Source organism: Oceanicella sp. SM1341 (assembly GCF_003448965.1).
Lineage (GTDB): Bacteria > Pseudomonadota > Alphaproteobacteria > Rhodobacterales > Rhodobacteraceae > Paroceanicella.
The window spans coordinates 53,748-70,476 of sequence record NZ_QRGC01000025.1 but is presented as its reverse complement, the minus strand read 5'-3'; the positions used below and the strand labels follow the sequence as shown (position 1 = coordinate 70,476).

The following is a 16,729-nucleotide window of genomic DNA, read 5'->3' as shown; positions in this document are numbered from 1 at the left end:
CCCGTCCCGCAACGGAAATCCGGCGCGCGGGGCTTCTTTCAATATTTCACGCAGAGACCCTCGCGCGCGTGGTTGGGGATGGAGGCCAGACACATACCCCATGAAGAAACTGAAATATTGAAAGAAGAGATTTATCCTCATTCTGCCAATGGCTTGCGGCCCCAGTTCCTTCAAGCGGGCGGGGTGAAGCCATTGAAGGAAGCGCCGGGCGCTCCCGGCATCGACAACGTGACCCTGACCAGACCTCGCGATCCTGGCCCGGGCGCGCGTGCTGCCGCTCGACCCGTGCAGCCGTGCCGCCTCGGCCTCTCACTCGAAGAGGAGGTCGTCATGGACCGCTCCCCACATATCGCCCCGGCGCCTCTCACGGCTGCCGGCACTCCCAACCGCTGCATTCTCGCGCTGGATCTCGGCACCAGAACCGGCTGGGCGTTGCGCTCGGCCGAGGGGCTGATCACCAGCGGGACCGCGAGCTTCAGGCCCGGCCGCTATGACGGTGGCGGCATGCGCTATCTGCGCTTCACCAACTGGCTCACCGAGATGGACCGCCTGTCGGGGCCGATTGCCGCCATCTGGTTCGAGGAGGTGCGCCGCCACGCCGGAACTGACGCCGCGCATGTCTATGGCGGGCTCATGGCCACGCTGACGGCATGGGCGGAGTTGCGGGGCGTGCCCTATGCCGGCGTTCCCGTCGGCACGATCAAGCGTCACGCCACCGGCAAGGGCAACGCGCCGAAGGAGGCGATGATCGCGTCCGCGCGGGCCCGAGGCTTCAGCCCCGCCGACGACAATGAGGCGGACGCCATCGCGCTTCTGCTCTGGGCGATCGAGACGAACGGGGGTGTCGCATGAGGTGGCATCCCAAGGGCTACGGCGGCCAGCGCCGGGATCCCGACCAGGTGAAGCGCGACGGCTGGCGCGAGCAGGGTCTGCTCGCCGTCTCGCTCGAGGACGCGCGTCTGACCTGGCCGGAGCGGGAACTCGTCCGACAGCTGGGTGAAAAGCTCTACGGGCCGCGCCCCTCCGACGAGGGAGGGCGCCATGGATAAGTGGACCCCGTCCCTCGTCGAGGCCCGTCTCGCTGAGGCGGCCTTCGTGCTCAAACGCCTGCCCGAGCCGAGACGGCAGGGCTACTTCAGCACGTGGCCCGAGATCATCCACAGCTTCGCCGACAAGGTGGGCCAGGAGCCGAAGCCCATGCGCGTGCTGCCCTCGCCGCAGGCGATCAGCCGGATGGAGGAGACGCTTACCTGGACCGCCTGCCTCGATCCCGTCGACGGCAAGATCGTCTGGATGCGCGCGCATGGCGAGCGGTGGAAGACCATTTGCTGGACGGCCGGACTGCAGCGCTCGGCCGCCCACCAGCACTGGCTCTACGGGCTCTGCGTCATCTCGCTGAAGCTCAACCGGCGGCGGTTCAACCGCAACCTGTCGAAGCGGCGCGTGATCGAGCTGGCTGGTGGCGCGTAGCTCTGCGCGACAGAGGGGAAGGTGTGCGGCGGACAGTTTTCGACGGGACAGAAAACCGGCTCAGAGGCTAGGTTCGGGATAAGCTCGGGAGAGGCGCGCGCGGCTGAGGGCTGCGAGTTAGTGGCCCGCAGCCGGCACCCTCTTGCCTGTCATGTAGAAGTTGGCGATGTCCTCTTCAGAAGCGGCACCCGCTTCTTCAGTCTTGAAATACCACGCTGGGAACTTCTGTGAGCCGCGGCGTTCATCCCTAATCGTTAGGATCGCAGAATGCTCCAAGTGGACATGCCACCCCACGTCGCGCGCGGCGAGGGTCACCGCACGGACATCTGTATAGTCAGTCATTCGACCTACGAGGGCCAAGCTACTGTCCGCAGAGCCCCAGTGTCGCCAAGCCTTCATGTATTCTCGAAAGTGCGCGCGGGCATCCTCAGCGCACCCTGGACAGTAAGAGGCGAGCCCACACTGGGCGGCACTGTGTGGTTTCTTTGACGGGGGTATGCTCGAATTGTCGTAGCCGAACTCGCATACGATCATCTCGTATTCACCATCTGGCTCGGCGGTCAAATAGTCTCCGACAATCAAATCCAAGTTGGTGAGAGACCCGAGGCGACCTATCTCGGCACCACCATCCGCTACCGGCTCGAGACCGAGGGCATGGCGCAGGGCCAGCCCCTCCTGATGCGGCTCGATGCGCGCGGCCAGTCCGGCCGGCCGGCGGTGGGCGAGCGCCTCACCATCGGCTGGCGCCCGGTCGACGGCCACCTGCTCGCCGCGGCCGGGGGAGTGCAGCCATGACACCGCTGATCCCGGCCGGCGAGGGGCGCCGGCTCGGCCTTGTGCTTCCCGCGCTCGTGGTGCTCGGCGTGGTGCTGTTCGGCCCGCTGGCCGAGCTGATGAGCCTCACCGTGGGGTCGGGCCGCTTCGAGCCCTATGCCGAGATCTGGAACGACAGTTTCTACTGGGGTGTGATCGCCGGTTCCTTCCGGATCGCGGCGCTCACCTCGGTGATCTGCCTGCTGCTGGCCTATCCGCTGAGCTATTTCCTCGCCACCGCGCGGCCATCGGTGGCGGCCCTGGGCCTCGCCTTCGTGCTGCTGCCGTTCTGGACCAGCCTGCTCATCCGCACCTATGCCTGGATGGTGCTGCTGGGGCGCAGCGGGGTGATCAACTCCACGCTCATGGGGCTCGGGCTGATCGACCGGCCCGTCGCGCTCATGTACAACACCACCGGCGTCATCATCGGCACGGTGCATTACCTGCTGCCCTTCATGGTCTTCCCGGTCTATGCCGCGATGAAGCGGGTCGACCCCAACCTGATGCTGGCCGCCTACGGGCTGGGCGCCACCCACTGGGGCGTGTTCCGCAAGGTCTACCTGCCGCTCACGCTCAACGGGGTCTTCGCCGGCTTCGCGCTGGTGTTCATCATCTCGCTCTCGGCCTATGTCACGCCGGCGCTGCTGGGCGGCGGCCGGGTGGTGATGATCGCGAACCTGATCCAGATGCAGGTGAGCCAGCTGCTGAACTGGCCGCTCGCCGGCGCGCTCTCGGTGGCGATCATGGTGGCGGCCTTCGCGGTCTACGGCCTGATGGGCCTCATCACCGGGAGGAAGCACGATGGTGCGTGATCCGCGATGCGCCGCAGGGAGGGAGGGGCGATGACCCGGGGCCCGCGCGCCTTCCGCATCCTGCTCACCGGCTTCAGCGTGCTGGTGTTCGTCTTCCTGATGCTGCCGCTGGCGGTGATCGTCCCGCTGTCCTTCAGCGGGGCGGAGTATCTCGAGTTTCCGCCCCGGAGCCTGTCGCTGCGCTGGTACGAGAGCTACTTCGGCTCCGCCCAGTGGATCGACGCGACCCTGCTCTCCATCGGGGTGGGGCTGGCCACGGCGACGCTCGCCACCGTGCTGGGCTTTCCGGCGGCGCTGTTCATCACCCGCTGCCGTGCGCGGGTGGTGGCAATGGTGCTCGACAAGGTGCTGGTGGCGCCGATGATCATCCCGCCGGTGGTGATCGCCATCGTCACCTACAGCCTGTTCTCGCGCATGCAGGCCATCGGCAGCTGGTGGGCGCTGGTGCTCGCGCACACGCTGCTGGCGCTGCCGCTGGTGGTGATCGTGCTCACCGCCGGGCTGCGCGCGCTCGACCGCTCGCTCGAGCAGGCGGCCCTCGGTCTCGGCGCGGGCTGGGGCAATACCTACCGGCTGATCGTGTTCCCGATCATCCGGCCCAGCCTGGTCTCGGCCTTCTTCTTCGCCTTCATGGCCTCGTTCGACGATCTCATCGTGGCGCTGTTTCTCGCCGGGTCGAACATGACCCTGCCCAAGAAGATGTTCGAGAACATCGGCTACCAGCTCGACCCCACCATCGCCGCGGTCTGTGTCATCCAGGTGGCGTGCATCCTGGCGGGCGGGGCGCTCTGGCTCGTCCTCCAACGCCGCCGGGCGCGCCGCATCGCGACGCGTGACAGCGGCCTCGCGCCGGGAATGATGTCATGATGCAGTCGGATAGCGCGCTCGGCACGGTGGTTGTCGTCGGGGCGGGGGTGGTGGGCATCGCCACGGCGCTTTCGCTGCGCCGGCAGGGCTTCGCGGTGACGCTGGTCGACCGGGGCGCGCCGGGCGAGGGCTGTTCCTTCGGCAATGCCGGGATGATCCAGACCGGCTCCTCGCTGCCCATCGGCGTGCCCGGGCTGATGCGCAGGCTGCCGCGCATGCTGTTCGACCCCGAGGGCCCGCTCTCGCTGCGCTGGCGCCACCTGCCGGGGCTGCTGCCCTGGGGCGCGCGGCTGGTGGCGCAATCCTCCGCCGCCGCGGCGGCCGCCAACGAGCGCCTGCTCGCCGGCCTCCTGCGCGAGGCGAACCCCGCCTGGGACGCGCTCACCGCCGGTTCCGCCGCGGCCGGGGTGTTCCGCGCGCGCGGCGAGCTCTACGTGGTGCGCAGCGCGCAGGCCTTCGCCGGCTACGCGGGCAAGATCGCCACGCTGAAGGCCAACGGCATCGCCCACGAGACACTCGACGCCGCCGGCCTGCACGCGCTCGAGCCGCTGCTCGCCCCCGATTACACCCACGGGCTCTACCTGCCCGAGAGCCGCTACGTGGTCGACCCGCTGCTGCTCTCGCAGCGGCTGCTGGAGCGCCTCCGCGCCGAGGGCGGGCGGTTCGAGCGGCGCGAGATCACCGGCGTGCAGCGCCGGGAGGACGGAATCACCCTCACCGGCCCCGCGGGCGAACTGCCCTGCGCGCGCCTCGTGGTGGCGGCCGGGGCGGGGGCGTCGCGCCTCGGTGCCGCGCTCGGCCTGCGCCTGCCGGTGGAGCCGCTGCGCGGCTACCATGTCACCCTACCGGAGATGGAGGAGGCCCTCTCCGGCCCGGTGATCGAGGGCGAGATGAACATCGCCGTCACGCCGATGACGGGCGGAAACCGCGTGGCGGGCACCATCGAGTTCGCCGGACACAGCGAGCGGCCGAACTGGCGCCGGGCCGAGATGCTGGTGCCCATGGCCCGGCGCATGGTTCCGGCGCTTGCAGGGGCTGCCACCACCCGCTGGTCCGGCGACCGGCCGGGCACGCCCGACAGCCTGCCGGTGCTCGGCCCCGCCGCGGGCGACGAGCGGGTATGGTTTGCCTGCGGCCACGGCATGCTGGGCCTCACCCTCGCCGCGCGCAGCGGCGAGATGATCGCCGCCGCCATGGCCGGCCTGCCCGGCGCGCGCGCGGCTCTGGCGCCCTTCGGCCCCGACCGCTTCACCTCCCGATCAACCCCCCGACACAGCAGCAAGGAGCAGGCATGACCACCGGTCTTGAAAGCATCTACGTGCCGAACGTCTCGGAGTTTCTCGAGCGCAACAACGTGCCCATCGCCCCGGCGATCCGGGCCAACGGCTTCCTCTTCCTCTCAGGCGCCCCGCCGATCGACCCGGACACGGGCGAGCTGGTGAAGGGCGATGTCATCACCCAGACCGAGGTGATCATGCGCCAGATCCAGGCGACGCTGAAGGCCGCCGGCTCCTCGCTCGACAAGGTGGTGAAGGTGACCGTCTATTGCTCGAACTCGGCCTATTTCAAGGTGATCAACGACGTCTACGTGAAGTATTTCGGCGACCACAAGCCGACGCGCACCTTCGTGACCGTGGCCTCCTGGCCGATGGAATTCGACGTCGAGATCGAGTGCCAGGCCCTGGCCTGAGCCGGTAAGGAGAGCCTGGGATGTATCTCGGCTACGGATGGCGCGCCAAGATCGCGCAACTCTATCCCTCGGGCGGGCAATGCGATTTCGAACCGCAGCTCATGGCGCCCGAGGGCGTGCAGTTCCTCACCACGCGGCTCACCTTCCGCAAGTCGGGGCTCGAGGACGACCACGCCCTGGTGCGCGACCTCGAGCAGCATGCCCGGCTCGGCGCGGACCCCGGTGTCGACCTCATCGTGCTCAACTGCACGGCCGCGAGCGCCGTGGTGGGCCCGGACGTGATCAACGCCCGGATCCTGGCGGCCACCGGCGTGCGCTCCACCACCACCTTCGAGGCAGTTCTGGCAGCACTCCGGGCGGCGGGGCTGAAGCGCATCGCGCTGATGACCGCCTATGTCGAAGAGGTGAACGCCGCCGAGATCGCGATCCTCGGGCGCGAGGGTTTCGAGGTGGTGGCCTGCGGCGGCATTGCCTGCACAAACCCGCTCGACCAGGGCGCCATCGACCCCGGGCGCTGGCACGAGGAGGCGATGAAGCTCGCCGATGTCGAGGCCGACGGGCTGCTGATCAGCTGTGCCGGCATCCGGATCAGCCCGGTGCTGGAGCGCATCGAGGCGGCCTGGGGCCGCCCGGTGATCGCCAGCAACCAGGCACTGGTGTGGCATTGCCTGAAAATGCTCGATATAGACGAAAGGTACGAGGGCTGCGGAAGCCTTCTTGCCGGCCGTTTCGAAGCGGTACCGGCGAAGGCCTGAAGCAACGCCAGAGACACAGCCGCAAACCCGGCAATGGCATTCGTGCGATTGTCGGGCCCGCCCATCCGATCCGCCCTCCAGCAAGCTCCCGGGACGCATGGCATGACCATCGATATTGAAGTTGATACATTCCGTTCGTCGATACTCTACTGGATCGGCATCCTGGAGGGCGAGGCGAACCTGCAGTTCGTCCAGGAAATGAAGGGCGGCAAGTCGGACGTGCCGGTGTGGCGGACGCTGTCCATACTCTCCGAGCTCGACGGCATCACCGTGGGCGATCTCGCGCGCCACACCCATATCGAGCGCACGGCGCTGAGCCACCTGCTCACCCAGATGGAGAAGCAGATGCTGGTGGAGCGCCGGCCGCTGCCGAGCAACCGGCGCACCATCCAGGTGTTCCTGCTCGAGGAGGGGCGGCGCACCTTCGAGCGCATGCTGCCCGTGCGCCGCATGGTGTTCCGCCGCGCGACGCAGGGCATCGCGCGCGAGGATCTCGAGACGATGATGCTGGTCACCCGCCGGCTGATCGAGAACCTGCGCGCCGCCTCGGGCGAGGCGGAGCCGGAAGAGCGGCTGCACCCCGCGGCGAAGGGCGCGGGCTGAGCGCGGGCGCGGCTTTCAGGGCCGGCGCAGCCAGGGCCCCAGCCGCCGCGTGAGCCAGGGCACCAGCACCGCGGTGCTGAGCCCGGTGAGGGTGAGCGCCACGATGAACAGGCCCAGCGGCTCGGGCAGGTGCCGGGTGATCGGGCGCAGCGCGTAGACCAGAACCAGGAGCGCGGGGTAGACCGCGAGCATGCTCACCATCCAACGTTTCCGGAAGGCCGGCGGCCGGGGCGGCGCGGGCGCGGGGGCTGCGAGCTCGAGGCTGAGGCCGGGCCCGGGCGCCTGCGTGACATCGGGCGCGGCCCCGCCCGGCAGGGTGAGCGCGCGGGCCAGTGCCTGCGCGGCAAGGGCCGGGTCGGCGCCGGGCTCGAGCCGCGCCAGCACGGCGAACCCCGCCCCGCCCGCCCGCACCACGTCGAGGCTGGCGAGCCCTGCCGCACCGGGCAGGGAGGCGCGCAGCCCGGCGATGCGTGCGGCGAGCGCCGGCGCCTGCTCCGGCCCGGGGCGCAGCACGCAGGTGAGGCCGCAGGGCACGCGTGAGCCGCCGTCCGGGCGGGCGGCGGCGGAGCTGGCGAGAGGCTGCATGGCGGTCCTTCCGTGAGGCGGCGGTGAGTGGAGAGACAGCCCCGGAGGCGGGCGGGGGCGGGCAGAGCGGGGCCCCCGGAAACGGGGGCGGGTAGGGGCGCAGAGATACCCCGGTGGCCGGGGCGGGCTCAAAGACAGCGCCCGGAAGCGGGCAGGCGGAGCGGGGCCTCCGGAGACGGGGCCGGATACGGGCGCGGAGATACCCCGGAAGCGGGCCGGCCTGAAGACAGCGCCCGGAAGCGGGCCGGCGGGGAGAGGCCCCCGAGGGCGGGGGCGGGGAGAGATGCCCCGCCCCGGCGACGGCCGGTCTACTCGGCCGCCTGTGTGGCCTTGCGGGCATCGACCAGCGTGCGCCAGTCCACCTCCTTGGGGTAGATGCCCTCGTGCGAGGCGATGAGCGCCTGGGCCACCTCGCCGCCGGTGCCGATGGCCGGGCCGCCCTCGGCCACCTTCTGCGCCGCGTCCACCATCAGGCGGCGGAACTCGACGATGGCGAGATCGGAGGCGCCCAGCGTGTCGGTGTGGCGCTGCACCCGGCTGCCCATCGACACCCACATCACGATGTCCTGGTTGGGGATGCCGAGCACGCCGGTGAAGCTGCCGTTCTTCATCGCCTCGCGGTCCTGCAGGAAGTCGTTTTCCAGCGTGCGCTTCGAGCGCCATTTCCCGTCGAGGTCGCGGCCCGGCACGGCGTGGTTGAACGCCCGCCATTCCGCGGTGGAGGGCACGCTCGGCCCGCCCCAGGCCACGAAGTGGAAGGCGGTCTCGTCGTCGTTGATCGGCACGATCACGCTCGCCACCCGGTAGGCGTTGTTGGGCGGGATGAGCGAGTAGTAGGGCGCCACGAACTCGGTGATGCGCAGGTAGTTGTGGGTGCGCGCGTTGCGGATCGGCTTGCGGATGGCGGCGTAGTGGAAACCGTAGCTCGTGGTCTCGGTCTGCATCCGGGGCGACTTGTCGGTGGAGGGGCGGTACCAGGCCTTGTCGTCGGCCGAGGCGCTCTCCACCCGGGCGGGCTTCATGTCGGAGGAATGCAGCGAGGAGCTGTGCGCGCTGTCGATCTGCCCCTCGTGGATCTGCGCCCAGTTGGCGGGCACGCGGATCTTGAGGATCGCCACCGGCGTGTCCTCCTGCGGGGCGAAGGCGGGGGGCCGGAACTCGGGCACCGCGTCGAGCGCGCCGAGCCAGGCCCAGACGAACCCGCCCCATTCGCGCACCGGGTAGGCGCGGGCCTTCACCTTCTCCATCAGCGGGCTGCCCTCCGGCTCGGAGGACATGGCGACCACGTTGCCCTCCACGTCCATCTTCCAGCCGTGGTAGAGGCAGCGCAGGCCGCAGTCCTCGTTGCGCCCGAAGACCAGCGAGGCCTTGCGGTGGGGGCAGAGCTCGTCGAGCAGGCCCAGCCGGCCCTCGGTGTCGCGGAAGGCGACGTAGCTTTCGCCCAGCACCTCCACGCGCAGCGGCTTGCCGTCGGGCTCGGCCACCTCCTCGATCAGGCAGACCGGGGTCCAGTGCTGGCGCATGAGCCGGGCCATCGGGGCGTCGCCGGTGACACGGGTGAGCAGTTCGTTTTCTTCATAGGTGAGCATGGTTCACTCCTTGGATATCCGGGTCCGGGTGCGGCGGCGGGGCAGGGCGCAGCACCCGGACACATGACAGGGGGCTTCAGCCCGGCGCATTCGCCGCCTGCCGCCGCCGCACCTGCAGGGTGAGGCGGGCGAGGACGGCGAGGATGACCAGCATTCCGCCCAGGGCCACCGGCAGCACCGGGAACACCGCCGCCACCGCGGCGAGCGTGAGGATCAGCCGTTCGACCTGGCGCATGGGCACGCCGATGGAGCCCTCGATCGACACCGCGATGGCGAGGGTGGCGAGCACGCCGCCGATGGCCGCCAGCACGTTGGTGAACGGGTCGGCCAGCATCAGCAGCCCGGGGTTGAACACGAAGGCGAAGGGCAGCAGGAAGCCCACCGCGGCGAGGCGCACGGCCGAGAAGGCGATGCGGAACGGGTCCTCGTCGGCGATGGCCGCCGCGGCCAGGGCCGCCACCGCGATGGGCGGGGTGAGGGCGGAGAGCACGGCGAAGTAGAGCAGGAACAGGTGGCTCTGCAGCACCGGGTAGCCGAGCTGCGCGAGGGCGGGTCCCACCAGGACGGCGGCGAGGATGTAGGCGCTCGGCGTCGGCATGCCGAGCCCGAGGATGATGGTCACCATCGCCGCGATGATCAGCGTGACCGCCGGCTCGCCGTTGCTCACCGTGAGGATCACGTTCGCGGCCTTCATGCCCAGCCCGGTCATCGACAGCCCGCCGATCACCAGCCCCGCCGCGGCGCAGGCGCCGGCCACGGGCAGGATGCGCAGGGTGGTCTCGCCGAAGCCCTCCACGATCTGCCAGGCCGAGAGCCGTGTGGCGCGGGTGAGCATCGAGGCGAGCACGGCGCCCAGCACGCCCACGCCGGCGGTGAAGGTGGGCGAGTAGCCCGCCACCAGCGCGGCCACGATGCCGACGATGGGGATGAGGAACACCCAGCCGGTGCGGAAGGTCTGCGCCGCGGTCGGCACCTCGTCCTCCGAGGGGCGCAGGTCGTCCTTCACCGCGCGCAGGTGCACCTGGGCGAAGACGCCGAGGTAGTAGAGCAGGGCGGGGATGAGGGCGGCGGTCACCACCTCGCGGTAGGCCACGCCGGTGTATTCGGCGAGGATGAAGGCGGCCGAGCCCATGATGGGCGGCATCGCGCTGCCGCCGGTGGAGGCAGCCACCTCGACCGCGGCGGCAAAGCGCGCCTTGTAGCCCAGCCGCTTCATCACCGGGATGGTGATGGAGCCGGTGGCGACCACGTCGGAGGTGGGGCTGCCCGACATGGTGCCGTAGAGGCCCGAGGAGATCACCGCGATCTTCGCCGGCCCGCCACGCGAGCGCCCGGTGACCAGCGCCGCGAGGTTGAAGAAGAACTCGCCGCCGCCGGATTTCGACAGGAAGGTGCCGAACATCACGAACAGGAAGACATAGCTCGCCACCACCTGCACCGGCACGCCGAACACGCCGTCGGTGGTGAACACCAGGATGTCGAGCAGGTAGGTGTAATCGCTCACCCCGTGGCCGAAGGGCGGGGGCAGCATGGAGCCGAAGAGGTTGTAGGCGAGAAACAGCAGCACCACGCCGGTGAGGCCCAGCCCCGTTGTGCGCCGCGTCGCCTCGAGGGTGAGCAGCATCAGCGCGGAGCCGGCGACGAGCTCGGTCGGGGTGAAGGGGTCGAGCAGGCTGATGCGGTCGGCGATGGCGCCGGCGTTGAGGAAGAAGTACAGCCCGCAGGCGGCGCTGAGCACCATCAGCGCCAGGTCGTAGAGCGGGATGCGGTCCGGCGCGGCGGGGGTGGCCCCGATCGCGGCGAACATGATGGAGTAGATGCCGCAGACGAACAGGATGCCCAGGATCAGCGGATCGGAGATGGTGAAGAGGTTCGCGTAGACCACCCAGGCCGCGAACAGCGCCGCGACACCGATGAGGACCTTCCGCGGACCGGCCGCAAGCTTACGCCTGCGGCCCGTGGCGACAAGGGATCCGATCACTGCATCAGCTCCGCGTTCTTGTAGACGGCCTCGGCCCCGGGGTGGAAGGGCACCACGCTGGGTGTCGCCAGCAGCTCGGGCGAGAGCTGCTGCATCGAGCTGTGCACCGCGCGCACCTCGTCGATGTTGCGCAGGAGCGCCGAGGCGAGGGCGCCGGCTTCCGCGTCGGTCATCGCGTCGGTGGCCACCAGCAGCGCGCCCAGCGTGACGGAAGCGATGTCCGCGGTCTGGTTCTTGTAGCTGCCGGCGGGGATGGTCATCGTGCCGGTGCCGAAGGCCTCGTTGGTGGCCTCGATCACCGCCTGCGGCACCGAGAGCAGCACCACGTCGTTGTTCTCGTCCACCGAGCGGAACGAGGAGTGGTTCACGAAGATGCCGTTGGTGATCATGTCGAGCCGGCCGTCCTGCAGCAGGTCGGCCTGCTCGTTGGCCCCGGCGCGCACGAACTGCCCGCCGGCCGCCGAGAGGCTCTCCTCGGTCACGCCCGCCTCGGCCAGCATCTTCAGCGCGATGTTCGAGGTGATGTTGCCGGAGCGGTTGATGCCGATGCGCAGCGGCGCGCCGCTCTTCGCGATGTCCTCGAGGCTGTCGATGCCGTATTCCTCGGCCAGGCTCTTCGTGACGAAGAACTGCATCGGCGCCCAGTTGTAGAGGTAGCCGATGGCGCGCATGTTGGTGACCGGGGCACGGAAGGGCTCGCCGCCCTCCAGCGCGATCTTCGCCTCGGCGTCATGCATCAGACCGAGGTCGGTGCGGCCGCTGGCCAGCAGGCCGATGTTGGCGAAGCCGCCGCCCGTGGCCTGGTAGGTCACCACCGAGCCGGGGTCGTCGGCGCGCACCGCGCGGTCGATGCCCGCCCCGAGCAGCGACCACAGGCCGCCGGGGTTTCCGCCCGAGAGATTGAGGTTGAGAGTGTCCGCGAAGGCGGCGGACGACGCCAGGACCAGGCCGACGCAAGCGGCCAGTGCAGTTGTCTTCATTATTTCCTCCCTCATCTGGGTCGGCCCGGACATTTCCGTGGCCGCCTGGATGCTGCTTGAGACGCGTCCTCTGTTGCGAGGTTCGAATCTTAGACATCTATATTGTTAAGCCTGCCGCCACCTTTCCGTCAACAAATTAGAGATCTTATAATTTCAGTTTTCGGGGATTCCGCCCGCCCGCGCCGTCAGTTCCCGGCGAGCGAGCGGGTGGCCGGAACGCGCATGCCATTGGCAACGCCGTTCTTTTCGTCCTGCTCGAGATTGCGGATCATGGTGTTGAGCGCGTGGCGGAGGGTTTCCACCTCCGGCCCGGAGAGGCCGTTCACCGCGATCTGGTTGGTCTCTATGGCGAGCGGCTCGAGCACGTCGCGCAGCGCCTTGCCCTTGTCGGTGAGGAAGGCGTGCTGGCGCCGGCGGTTGCTGCCCACGTTGCGGCGGGTGATGAAGCCGAGGCTCTCCATCCGCAGCAGGGCGCTGTGGGCGGTGGGCTCGGTGAGGTTGGCCTTCTCGCTGAGCTCGCGCTGCGACAGCCCGTCGGACTGCCAGAGGATGCGCAGGAAGATCCATTGTCCGAACGTCACCCCCTCGCGCGTGAGCCGCATCTGCAGCGAGCGGTTGAACGAGCGCGCGGCGAGGCGGATCAGCCGCGCGATGCGCTCCTCCTGCAGCACGGGCTCGGTGCCGGCCCCGGTGGGGGAAATGTCGTCGTCTTCGGTCATCGTGGCTCCAATGCGCTGGCGCCCCGCCCCGGGAAGCGGGGCGGGGCCGTCCAGATATGACGTTTCATCGCGGGGCACTCAAGTTCGGCGCCGGTGTCTCAGCCCTCGGTCATGCCCTCGGCCATGTCGCCGCTGTAGCCGGGGCGCACCCGCACGTCGACCACCACGGTAGCGCCCTCGCGGGTGGCGGCAACGGCGGCGGCGAGCACGCCGGGCAGCTCTGCCGGGCTCTCCACCGGCCCGAAGGCCACCGCGCCCTGGGCGCGCGCCATCGCGGCGATGTCGATGTCGGGCCCGGTGATCGCCTGGCCCACGTGCTTGTTCTCCACCGGGCGGCCCCGGTCGCGCGCCACGCGCTCCTGGTGCACCTCGTCGTTGAAGTAGGAGCGGTTGTTGGCCACCACCACCAGCAGCGGCACGGCGTGATGCGTGGCGGTCCAGAGCGCGGTGGCGCCCATCAGGAAATCGCCGTCGCCCAGCAGCGCCACCGGCAACCGGCCGCTGCCGCGCAGCGCCAGCGCCGCCCCCACCGCCATGCCGGGCCCCGAGCCGATGCCCGCGCCGCCGTCATAGCCGAGATAGTCGAGCGGGTGGGCGAAGTCGCAGCGCCCGCCGTCATAGCTCAACGTCACGCGCAGCATGCTGGGCTGCGTTCCGCGCAGGCTCCCGGCCAGCGCGTCGGACAGGCTGTCGACCGTGATCGCGCGGCCGGCGGGGGCGGCCGGCGCCGGGGCGGGCGACAGGTCGGGCCGCCAGGCCGGGGCGCCGAGGCCGAGGCGCGCGCCGAGCACCCCGATCACCCGATCCGGCTCGGCGAGCAGGGTGAGGTCGGAGGGCGGCAGGGCCATGTGGTCGAGCGACCAGCCGTTCTGCATCAGCGGCTCGGGGGTCACGTTCACCACCTCGCAGGCGCCCGCCGCCACGCCCGCCTGTTTCAGCGCCCCCGCGGGGTCGACCCAGTCGAAGCTCACCACCAGATCGGCCTCCGCGATCGCCGTGCGCGAGGCCTCGGAGAGGAAATAGCCCGGCGCGCCGGCGTGCAGCGGGTGGCGGGTGGGGAAGGCGGCGGCGGTCTTGATGTCGGTCACCACCCGGGCGCCGAAATGCTCGGCCAGCGCGATGCGCCGGTCCCAGGCCGCCGCACCGCGCGAGACGCGGCCCATCAGGAACACCGGCGCCCGGGCGCGGCCCAACCTTTCCAGCAGCGCCTCCGCATCGGCCTCCGAGACGCCGGGCAGGCGCGGGGCCACGTGGCGCGCGGGGTCGGGCAGGGCGGGCATCGCGTCGAGCGGCGCCTCCTGCACCGAGACGTCGAAGCACACGTAGGTGGGGGCCATCGGTGCCGTGCGGGTGATGGTGGAGGCGCGCATCATCGACGCGAGCGAGGCCTCCAGCGAGGCGGGCTGGTCATCCCATTTCACGTAAGGGCGCACGATGGCGGCCTGGTCGCGCGAGGTGTGCAGCCAGTCGATCCAGGGCCGGCGGCGCGCCGCGTCCACCGGCCCGGTGGCGCCGAACACCAGCATGGGCACCCGGTCGCACCAGGCGTTGTAGAGCGCCATCGCCGCGTGCATCAGGCCCACGTTGGCGTGCAGGATGACGGCGAGGGGCTCCTCGGTCACCTTGGCCCAGCCATGGGCGATGGCCACCGCGTGTTCCTCGTGCAGGCAGAGCAGCATCTGCGGGTCGCGGTTGCCCAGGTCGTTCACCAGGCTGTCGTGCAACCCGCGAAAGCTCGAGCCGGGGTTGAGCGCCACGTAGGGCGTGCCCAGGCGGCGCAGCATCCGGGCGATGGCGTCGCTGCCGTAGAGGCGGGTGAGCTCGCAGGCGTCGGGGCGGTCGATCTCGTCGCGCATCGTGTGTCTCCGCGTGGGCTCCGGCGTCACTGGCCGGCCAGGTGGATGTGGATGTTCTTCTCATGGGTGAAGGACATCAGCTCGCCGATGCCCTCCTCCCGCCCGATGCCGGACTGTTTCACCCCGCCGAAGGGCGCGCCGAGGAAATGCCGCCCCACCTCGTTGATCCACACGAACCCCGCCTCCACCCGGCCCGCGGCGCGGTGGGCGGTGGCGAGGTCGCGGCTCCAGATCGCGCAGGTGAGGCCGAGCTCGAGGCCGTTCACCTCCTCCAGCATCTCCGCCTCCTCCGTCCAGCGGCGCAGGGCGAGCACGGGGCCGAAGATCTCCTCGCGCGCGATGCGCATCTGCGGGGTGACATCGGCGAAGATGGTGGGGGCGATGAAGCAGCCTCGCCCGAGCGCGCCCTCGGTGAGCGCATGGCCCCCGGTTATGGCGCGCGCGCCCTCGGCATGGGCGCTGTCGATGAAGCCCATCACCCGCTCGAAATGCGCGCGCGAGACGAGGGCGCCCATGGTGGTGGCGGGGTCGGTGGGCAGGCCGGGGCGGTACTGCGCCACCTTCGCGGGCAGGTGGGCCAGCACCGCGTCATGGATGTCGGCATGCAGGAAGCCGCGGCTGGTCGAGCCGCAGGACTGGCCGCACCAGCCGAAGTTCATGCCGCGCACCAGCGCGTCGGCCACGCGTTCGGGGTCGCTGTCGGGGTAGGCGATGAGCGCGTTCTTGCCGCCCAGCTCCAGCAGCACCGGCTTGATGGTGTCGCTCGCCGCGCGCATCACCGCGCGGCCGGCGGCCACCGAGCCGATCAGCGTCACCTTCGCCACGCCCGGGTGGCCGGCAAGGGCCGCCCCCGCCTCGGTGCCGCCGGGCAGCACCGAGAAGGTGCCGGCCGGCAGCAGCCCCTCCACCAGCTCCGCGAGCCGCAGGGCCGAGAGCGGCGCCTGCGCCGGCGGCTTGATGATCACCGCGTTGCCGGCGGCCAGCGGTGCGGCCATCTTGCCGCCGCAGAACATGAACGGGTGGTTGAACGCGAGGATGCGCGCCACCACGCCCAGCGGCTCGCGCAGGCTCATGTTCAGCCGGTCGGGGCCCATGGGGATGGTGTCGCCCTTCATCTCGGTCACGAGGCCGGCGAAGAACTCCATCTGGGCCGCGGCGATGCCGGCGTCGCCGCGCATCTCGGTGTAGGGGTTGCCGCAATTGGCGGCGTCGAGCAGGGCAAGCTCGTCGCCGTGCCGGCGCAGGCGCGCCGCGATCTCGCGCAGGATGCGCGCGCGCTCCAGCGGTGCGACGTCGCGCCAGGTGGCAAAGCCCGCGCGGGCCGCTGCCACCGCCGCGTCGACATCGGCGGCACCGGCCTCGGCCACCTCGGCCAGCTCCTCGCCGGTGGCGGGGTTCAGCGTGGGGGCATGGCGACCGTCGCGCGGGGCGTGCCAGCCGCCGTCGTACCAGAGGCCGCATTGCCGCGGCATGCACGCCTCGACAGAGGCGATTTCCGTGTCCCGCATGGGCTCCTCCCTTGTTATGTCTTGTCTTTTCGGGCGCAGGGGCGGCGGAGGCGGGGCCGCCGTCAGGCCGCCAGCATGTCCATGAAGCGCGCGCCGCTCACCACTTCGCGCAGGGGCAGCCCGGCCTGGCCCGCGTCGAGATCGACCGCGTAGCTCAGGCCCCGCCCGTCCCAGAACCACCAGTAGACAATCTCGCCCTGCTTGTCGCGGATGGGCATGCGGAAGGTGGGGAAGGGCCGCGCCGCCTCGGGCACCGGGGCAGCTCCCAGCAGGGCGTGGCGCACGTTCAGCCGGGCGAGCGCGGTGTCGAGCGGGATCATCGCCACGAAGCGCGTGGGCCCGGCGGCGAGCAGCCGCAGGTCGGCCGGGCGGGTTGCGTGCAGCCCCTCGATGGCGCGCACCACCGGCGGGTAGCTCGGATGCACATGGGTGACCTGGGCATAGGCATGGCCGCCGGGGGTCTCGATCTCGACCATCTCGCCGGGGGAAAGTCGGGTCATG

The 16,729-nt window shown here is 70.4% G+C and carries 18 protein-coding genes; 10 read left to right on the top strand and 8 right to left on the bottom strand.

All coding sequences use genetic code 11. The features are described from left to right. Positions 1 to 330 precede the first annotated feature (330 nt). From D3P35_RS19395 to D3P35_RS19345, 10 genes are all read left to right on the top strand, one after another. The gene (locus D3P35_RS19395) at positions 331 to 852 is read left to right on the top strand and encodes a crossover junction endodeoxyribonuclease RuvC (protein ID WP_118136910.1); all 522 of its coding nucleotides are present in this window, start codon (positions 331 to 333) and stop codon (positions 850 to 852) included. Continuing rightward, positions 849 to 1,049, top strand: coding sequence for a hypothetical protein (locus tag D3P35_RS19390; RefSeq protein ID WP_118136908.1), 201 nt, complete (start codon positions 849 to 851; stop codon positions 1,047 to 1,049). The genes D3P35_RS19395 and D3P35_RS19390 overlap by 4 nt, the downstream gene beginning before the upstream one ends. Beyond that, positions 1,042 to 1,470 (top strand): DUF6362 family protein, encoded by a 429-nt coding sequence (locus D3P35_RS19385; RefSeq protein WP_118136906.1) that lies wholly within the window; start codon positions 1,042 to 1,044, stop codon positions 1,468 to 1,470. The genes D3P35_RS19390 and D3P35_RS19385 overlap by 8 nt, the downstream gene beginning before the upstream one ends. A gap of 504 nt (positions 1,471 to 1,974) precedes the next feature. Beyond that, a complete protein-coding gene (locus D3P35_RS26805; RefSeq protein ID WP_118136902.1) occupies positions 1,975 to 2,265 on the top strand; it encodes a TOBE domain-containing protein in 291 nt (96 codons plus the stop codon). After that, the gene (locus D3P35_RS19370; RefSeq protein ID WP_118136900.1) at positions 2,262 to 3,095 is read left to right on the top strand and encodes an ABC transporter permease; all 834 of its coding nucleotides are present in this window, start codon (positions 2,262 to 2,264) and stop codon (positions 3,093 to 3,095) included. The genes D3P35_RS26805 and D3P35_RS19370 overlap by 4 nt, the downstream gene beginning before the upstream one ends. A 30-nt stretch (positions 3,096 to 3,125) precedes the next feature. Continuing rightward, positions 3,126 to 3,962, top strand: coding sequence for an ABC transporter permease (locus D3P35_RS19365; RefSeq protein WP_118136898.1), 837 nt, complete (start codon positions 3,126 to 3,128; stop codon positions 3,960 to 3,962). Continuing rightward, the gene (locus D3P35_RS19360; RefSeq protein WP_118136896.1) at positions 3,959 to 5,257 is read left to right on the top strand and encodes an FAD-binding oxidoreductase; all 1,299 of its coding nucleotides are present in this window, start codon (positions 3,959 to 3,961) and stop codon (positions 5,255 to 5,257) included. The genes D3P35_RS19365 and D3P35_RS19360 overlap by 4 nt, the downstream gene beginning before the upstream one ends. Continuing rightward, entirely contained in the window at positions 5,254 to 5,652 is a 399-nt protein-coding gene (locus D3P35_RS19355; RefSeq protein WP_118136895.1) for a RidA family protein, read from the top strand. Before D3P35_RS19360 ends, D3P35_RS19355 begins: the two co-directional genes overlap by 4 nt. Before the next feature lie 20 nt (positions 5,653 to 5,672). Further along, positions 5,673 to 6,407, top strand: coding sequence for an aspartate/glutamate racemase family protein (locus D3P35_RS19350; RefSeq protein ID WP_118136893.1), 735 nt, complete (start codon positions 5,673 to 5,675; stop codon positions 6,405 to 6,407). Positions 6,408 to 6,509: 102 nt separating this feature from the next. Beyond that, on the top strand, positions 6,510 to 7,010 hold the full coding sequence (locus tag D3P35_RS19345; protein ID WP_157982226.1) for a MarR family winged helix-turn-helix transcriptional regulator: 501 nt from the start codon (positions 6,510 to 6,512) through the stop codon (positions 7,008 to 7,010). Positions 7,011 to 7,025: 15 nt separating this feature from the next. On the opposite strand, the gene D3P35_RS19340 is transcribed toward D3P35_RS19345, so the two are convergent. The 8 genes from D3P35_RS19340 to D3P35_RS19305 form a co-directional block, all read right to left on the bottom strand. Beyond that, entirely contained in the window at positions 7,026 to 7,595 is a 570-nt protein-coding gene (locus D3P35_RS19340) for a hypothetical protein (RefSeq protein WP_118136889.1), read from the bottom strand. A 308-nt stretch (positions 7,596 to 7,903) separates the two neighbouring features. Continuing rightward, complete coding sequence (locus D3P35_RS19335; RefSeq protein ID WP_118136887.1) at positions 7,904 to 9,184, bottom strand: Rieske 2Fe-2S domain-containing protein; 1,281 nt, start codon at positions 9,182 to 9,184, stop codon at positions 7,904 to 7,906. Between the two features lie 76 nt (positions 9,185 to 9,260). Continuing rightward, complete coding sequence (locus tag D3P35_RS19330) at positions 9,261 to 11,165, bottom strand: TRAP transporter fused permease subunit (RefSeq protein ID WP_118136885.1); 1,905 nt, start codon at positions 11,163 to 11,165, stop codon at positions 9,261 to 9,263. Continuing rightward, the gene (locus D3P35_RS19325; RefSeq protein ID WP_255418371.1) at positions 11,162 to 12,160 is read right to left on the bottom strand and encodes a TAXI family TRAP transporter solute-binding subunit; all 999 of its coding nucleotides are present in this window, start codon (positions 12,158 to 12,160) and stop codon (positions 11,162 to 11,164) included. The genes D3P35_RS19330 and D3P35_RS19325 overlap by 4 nt, the downstream gene beginning before the upstream one ends. A gap of 170 nt (positions 12,161 to 12,330) precedes the next feature. Continuing rightward, positions 12,331 to 12,864, bottom strand: a complete 534-nt coding sequence (locus tag D3P35_RS19320) for a MarR family winged helix-turn-helix transcriptional regulator (RefSeq protein WP_232830565.1) — start codon at positions 12,862 to 12,864, stop codon at positions 12,331 to 12,333. Positions 12,865 to 12,962: 98 nt separating this feature from the next. Then, positions 12,963 to 14,720 (bottom strand): thiamine pyrophosphate-binding protein, encoded by a 1,758-nt coding sequence (locus D3P35_RS19315; RefSeq protein WP_118136881.1) that lies wholly within the window; start codon positions 14,718 to 14,720, stop codon positions 12,963 to 12,965. Positions 14,721 to 14,746: 26 nt separating this feature from the next. After that, complete coding sequence (locus tag D3P35_RS19310) at positions 14,747 to 16,228, bottom strand: aldehyde dehydrogenase family protein (RefSeq protein WP_232830564.1); 1,482 nt, start codon at positions 16,226 to 16,228, stop codon at positions 14,747 to 14,749. Positions 16,229 to 16,290: 62 nt separating this feature from the next. Continuing rightward, a complete protein-coding gene (locus tag D3P35_RS19305) occupies positions 16,291 to 16,728 on the bottom strand; it encodes a hypothetical protein (RefSeq protein ID WP_118136879.1) in 438 nt (145 codons plus the stop codon). Position 16,729 lies beyond the last annotated feature (1 nt).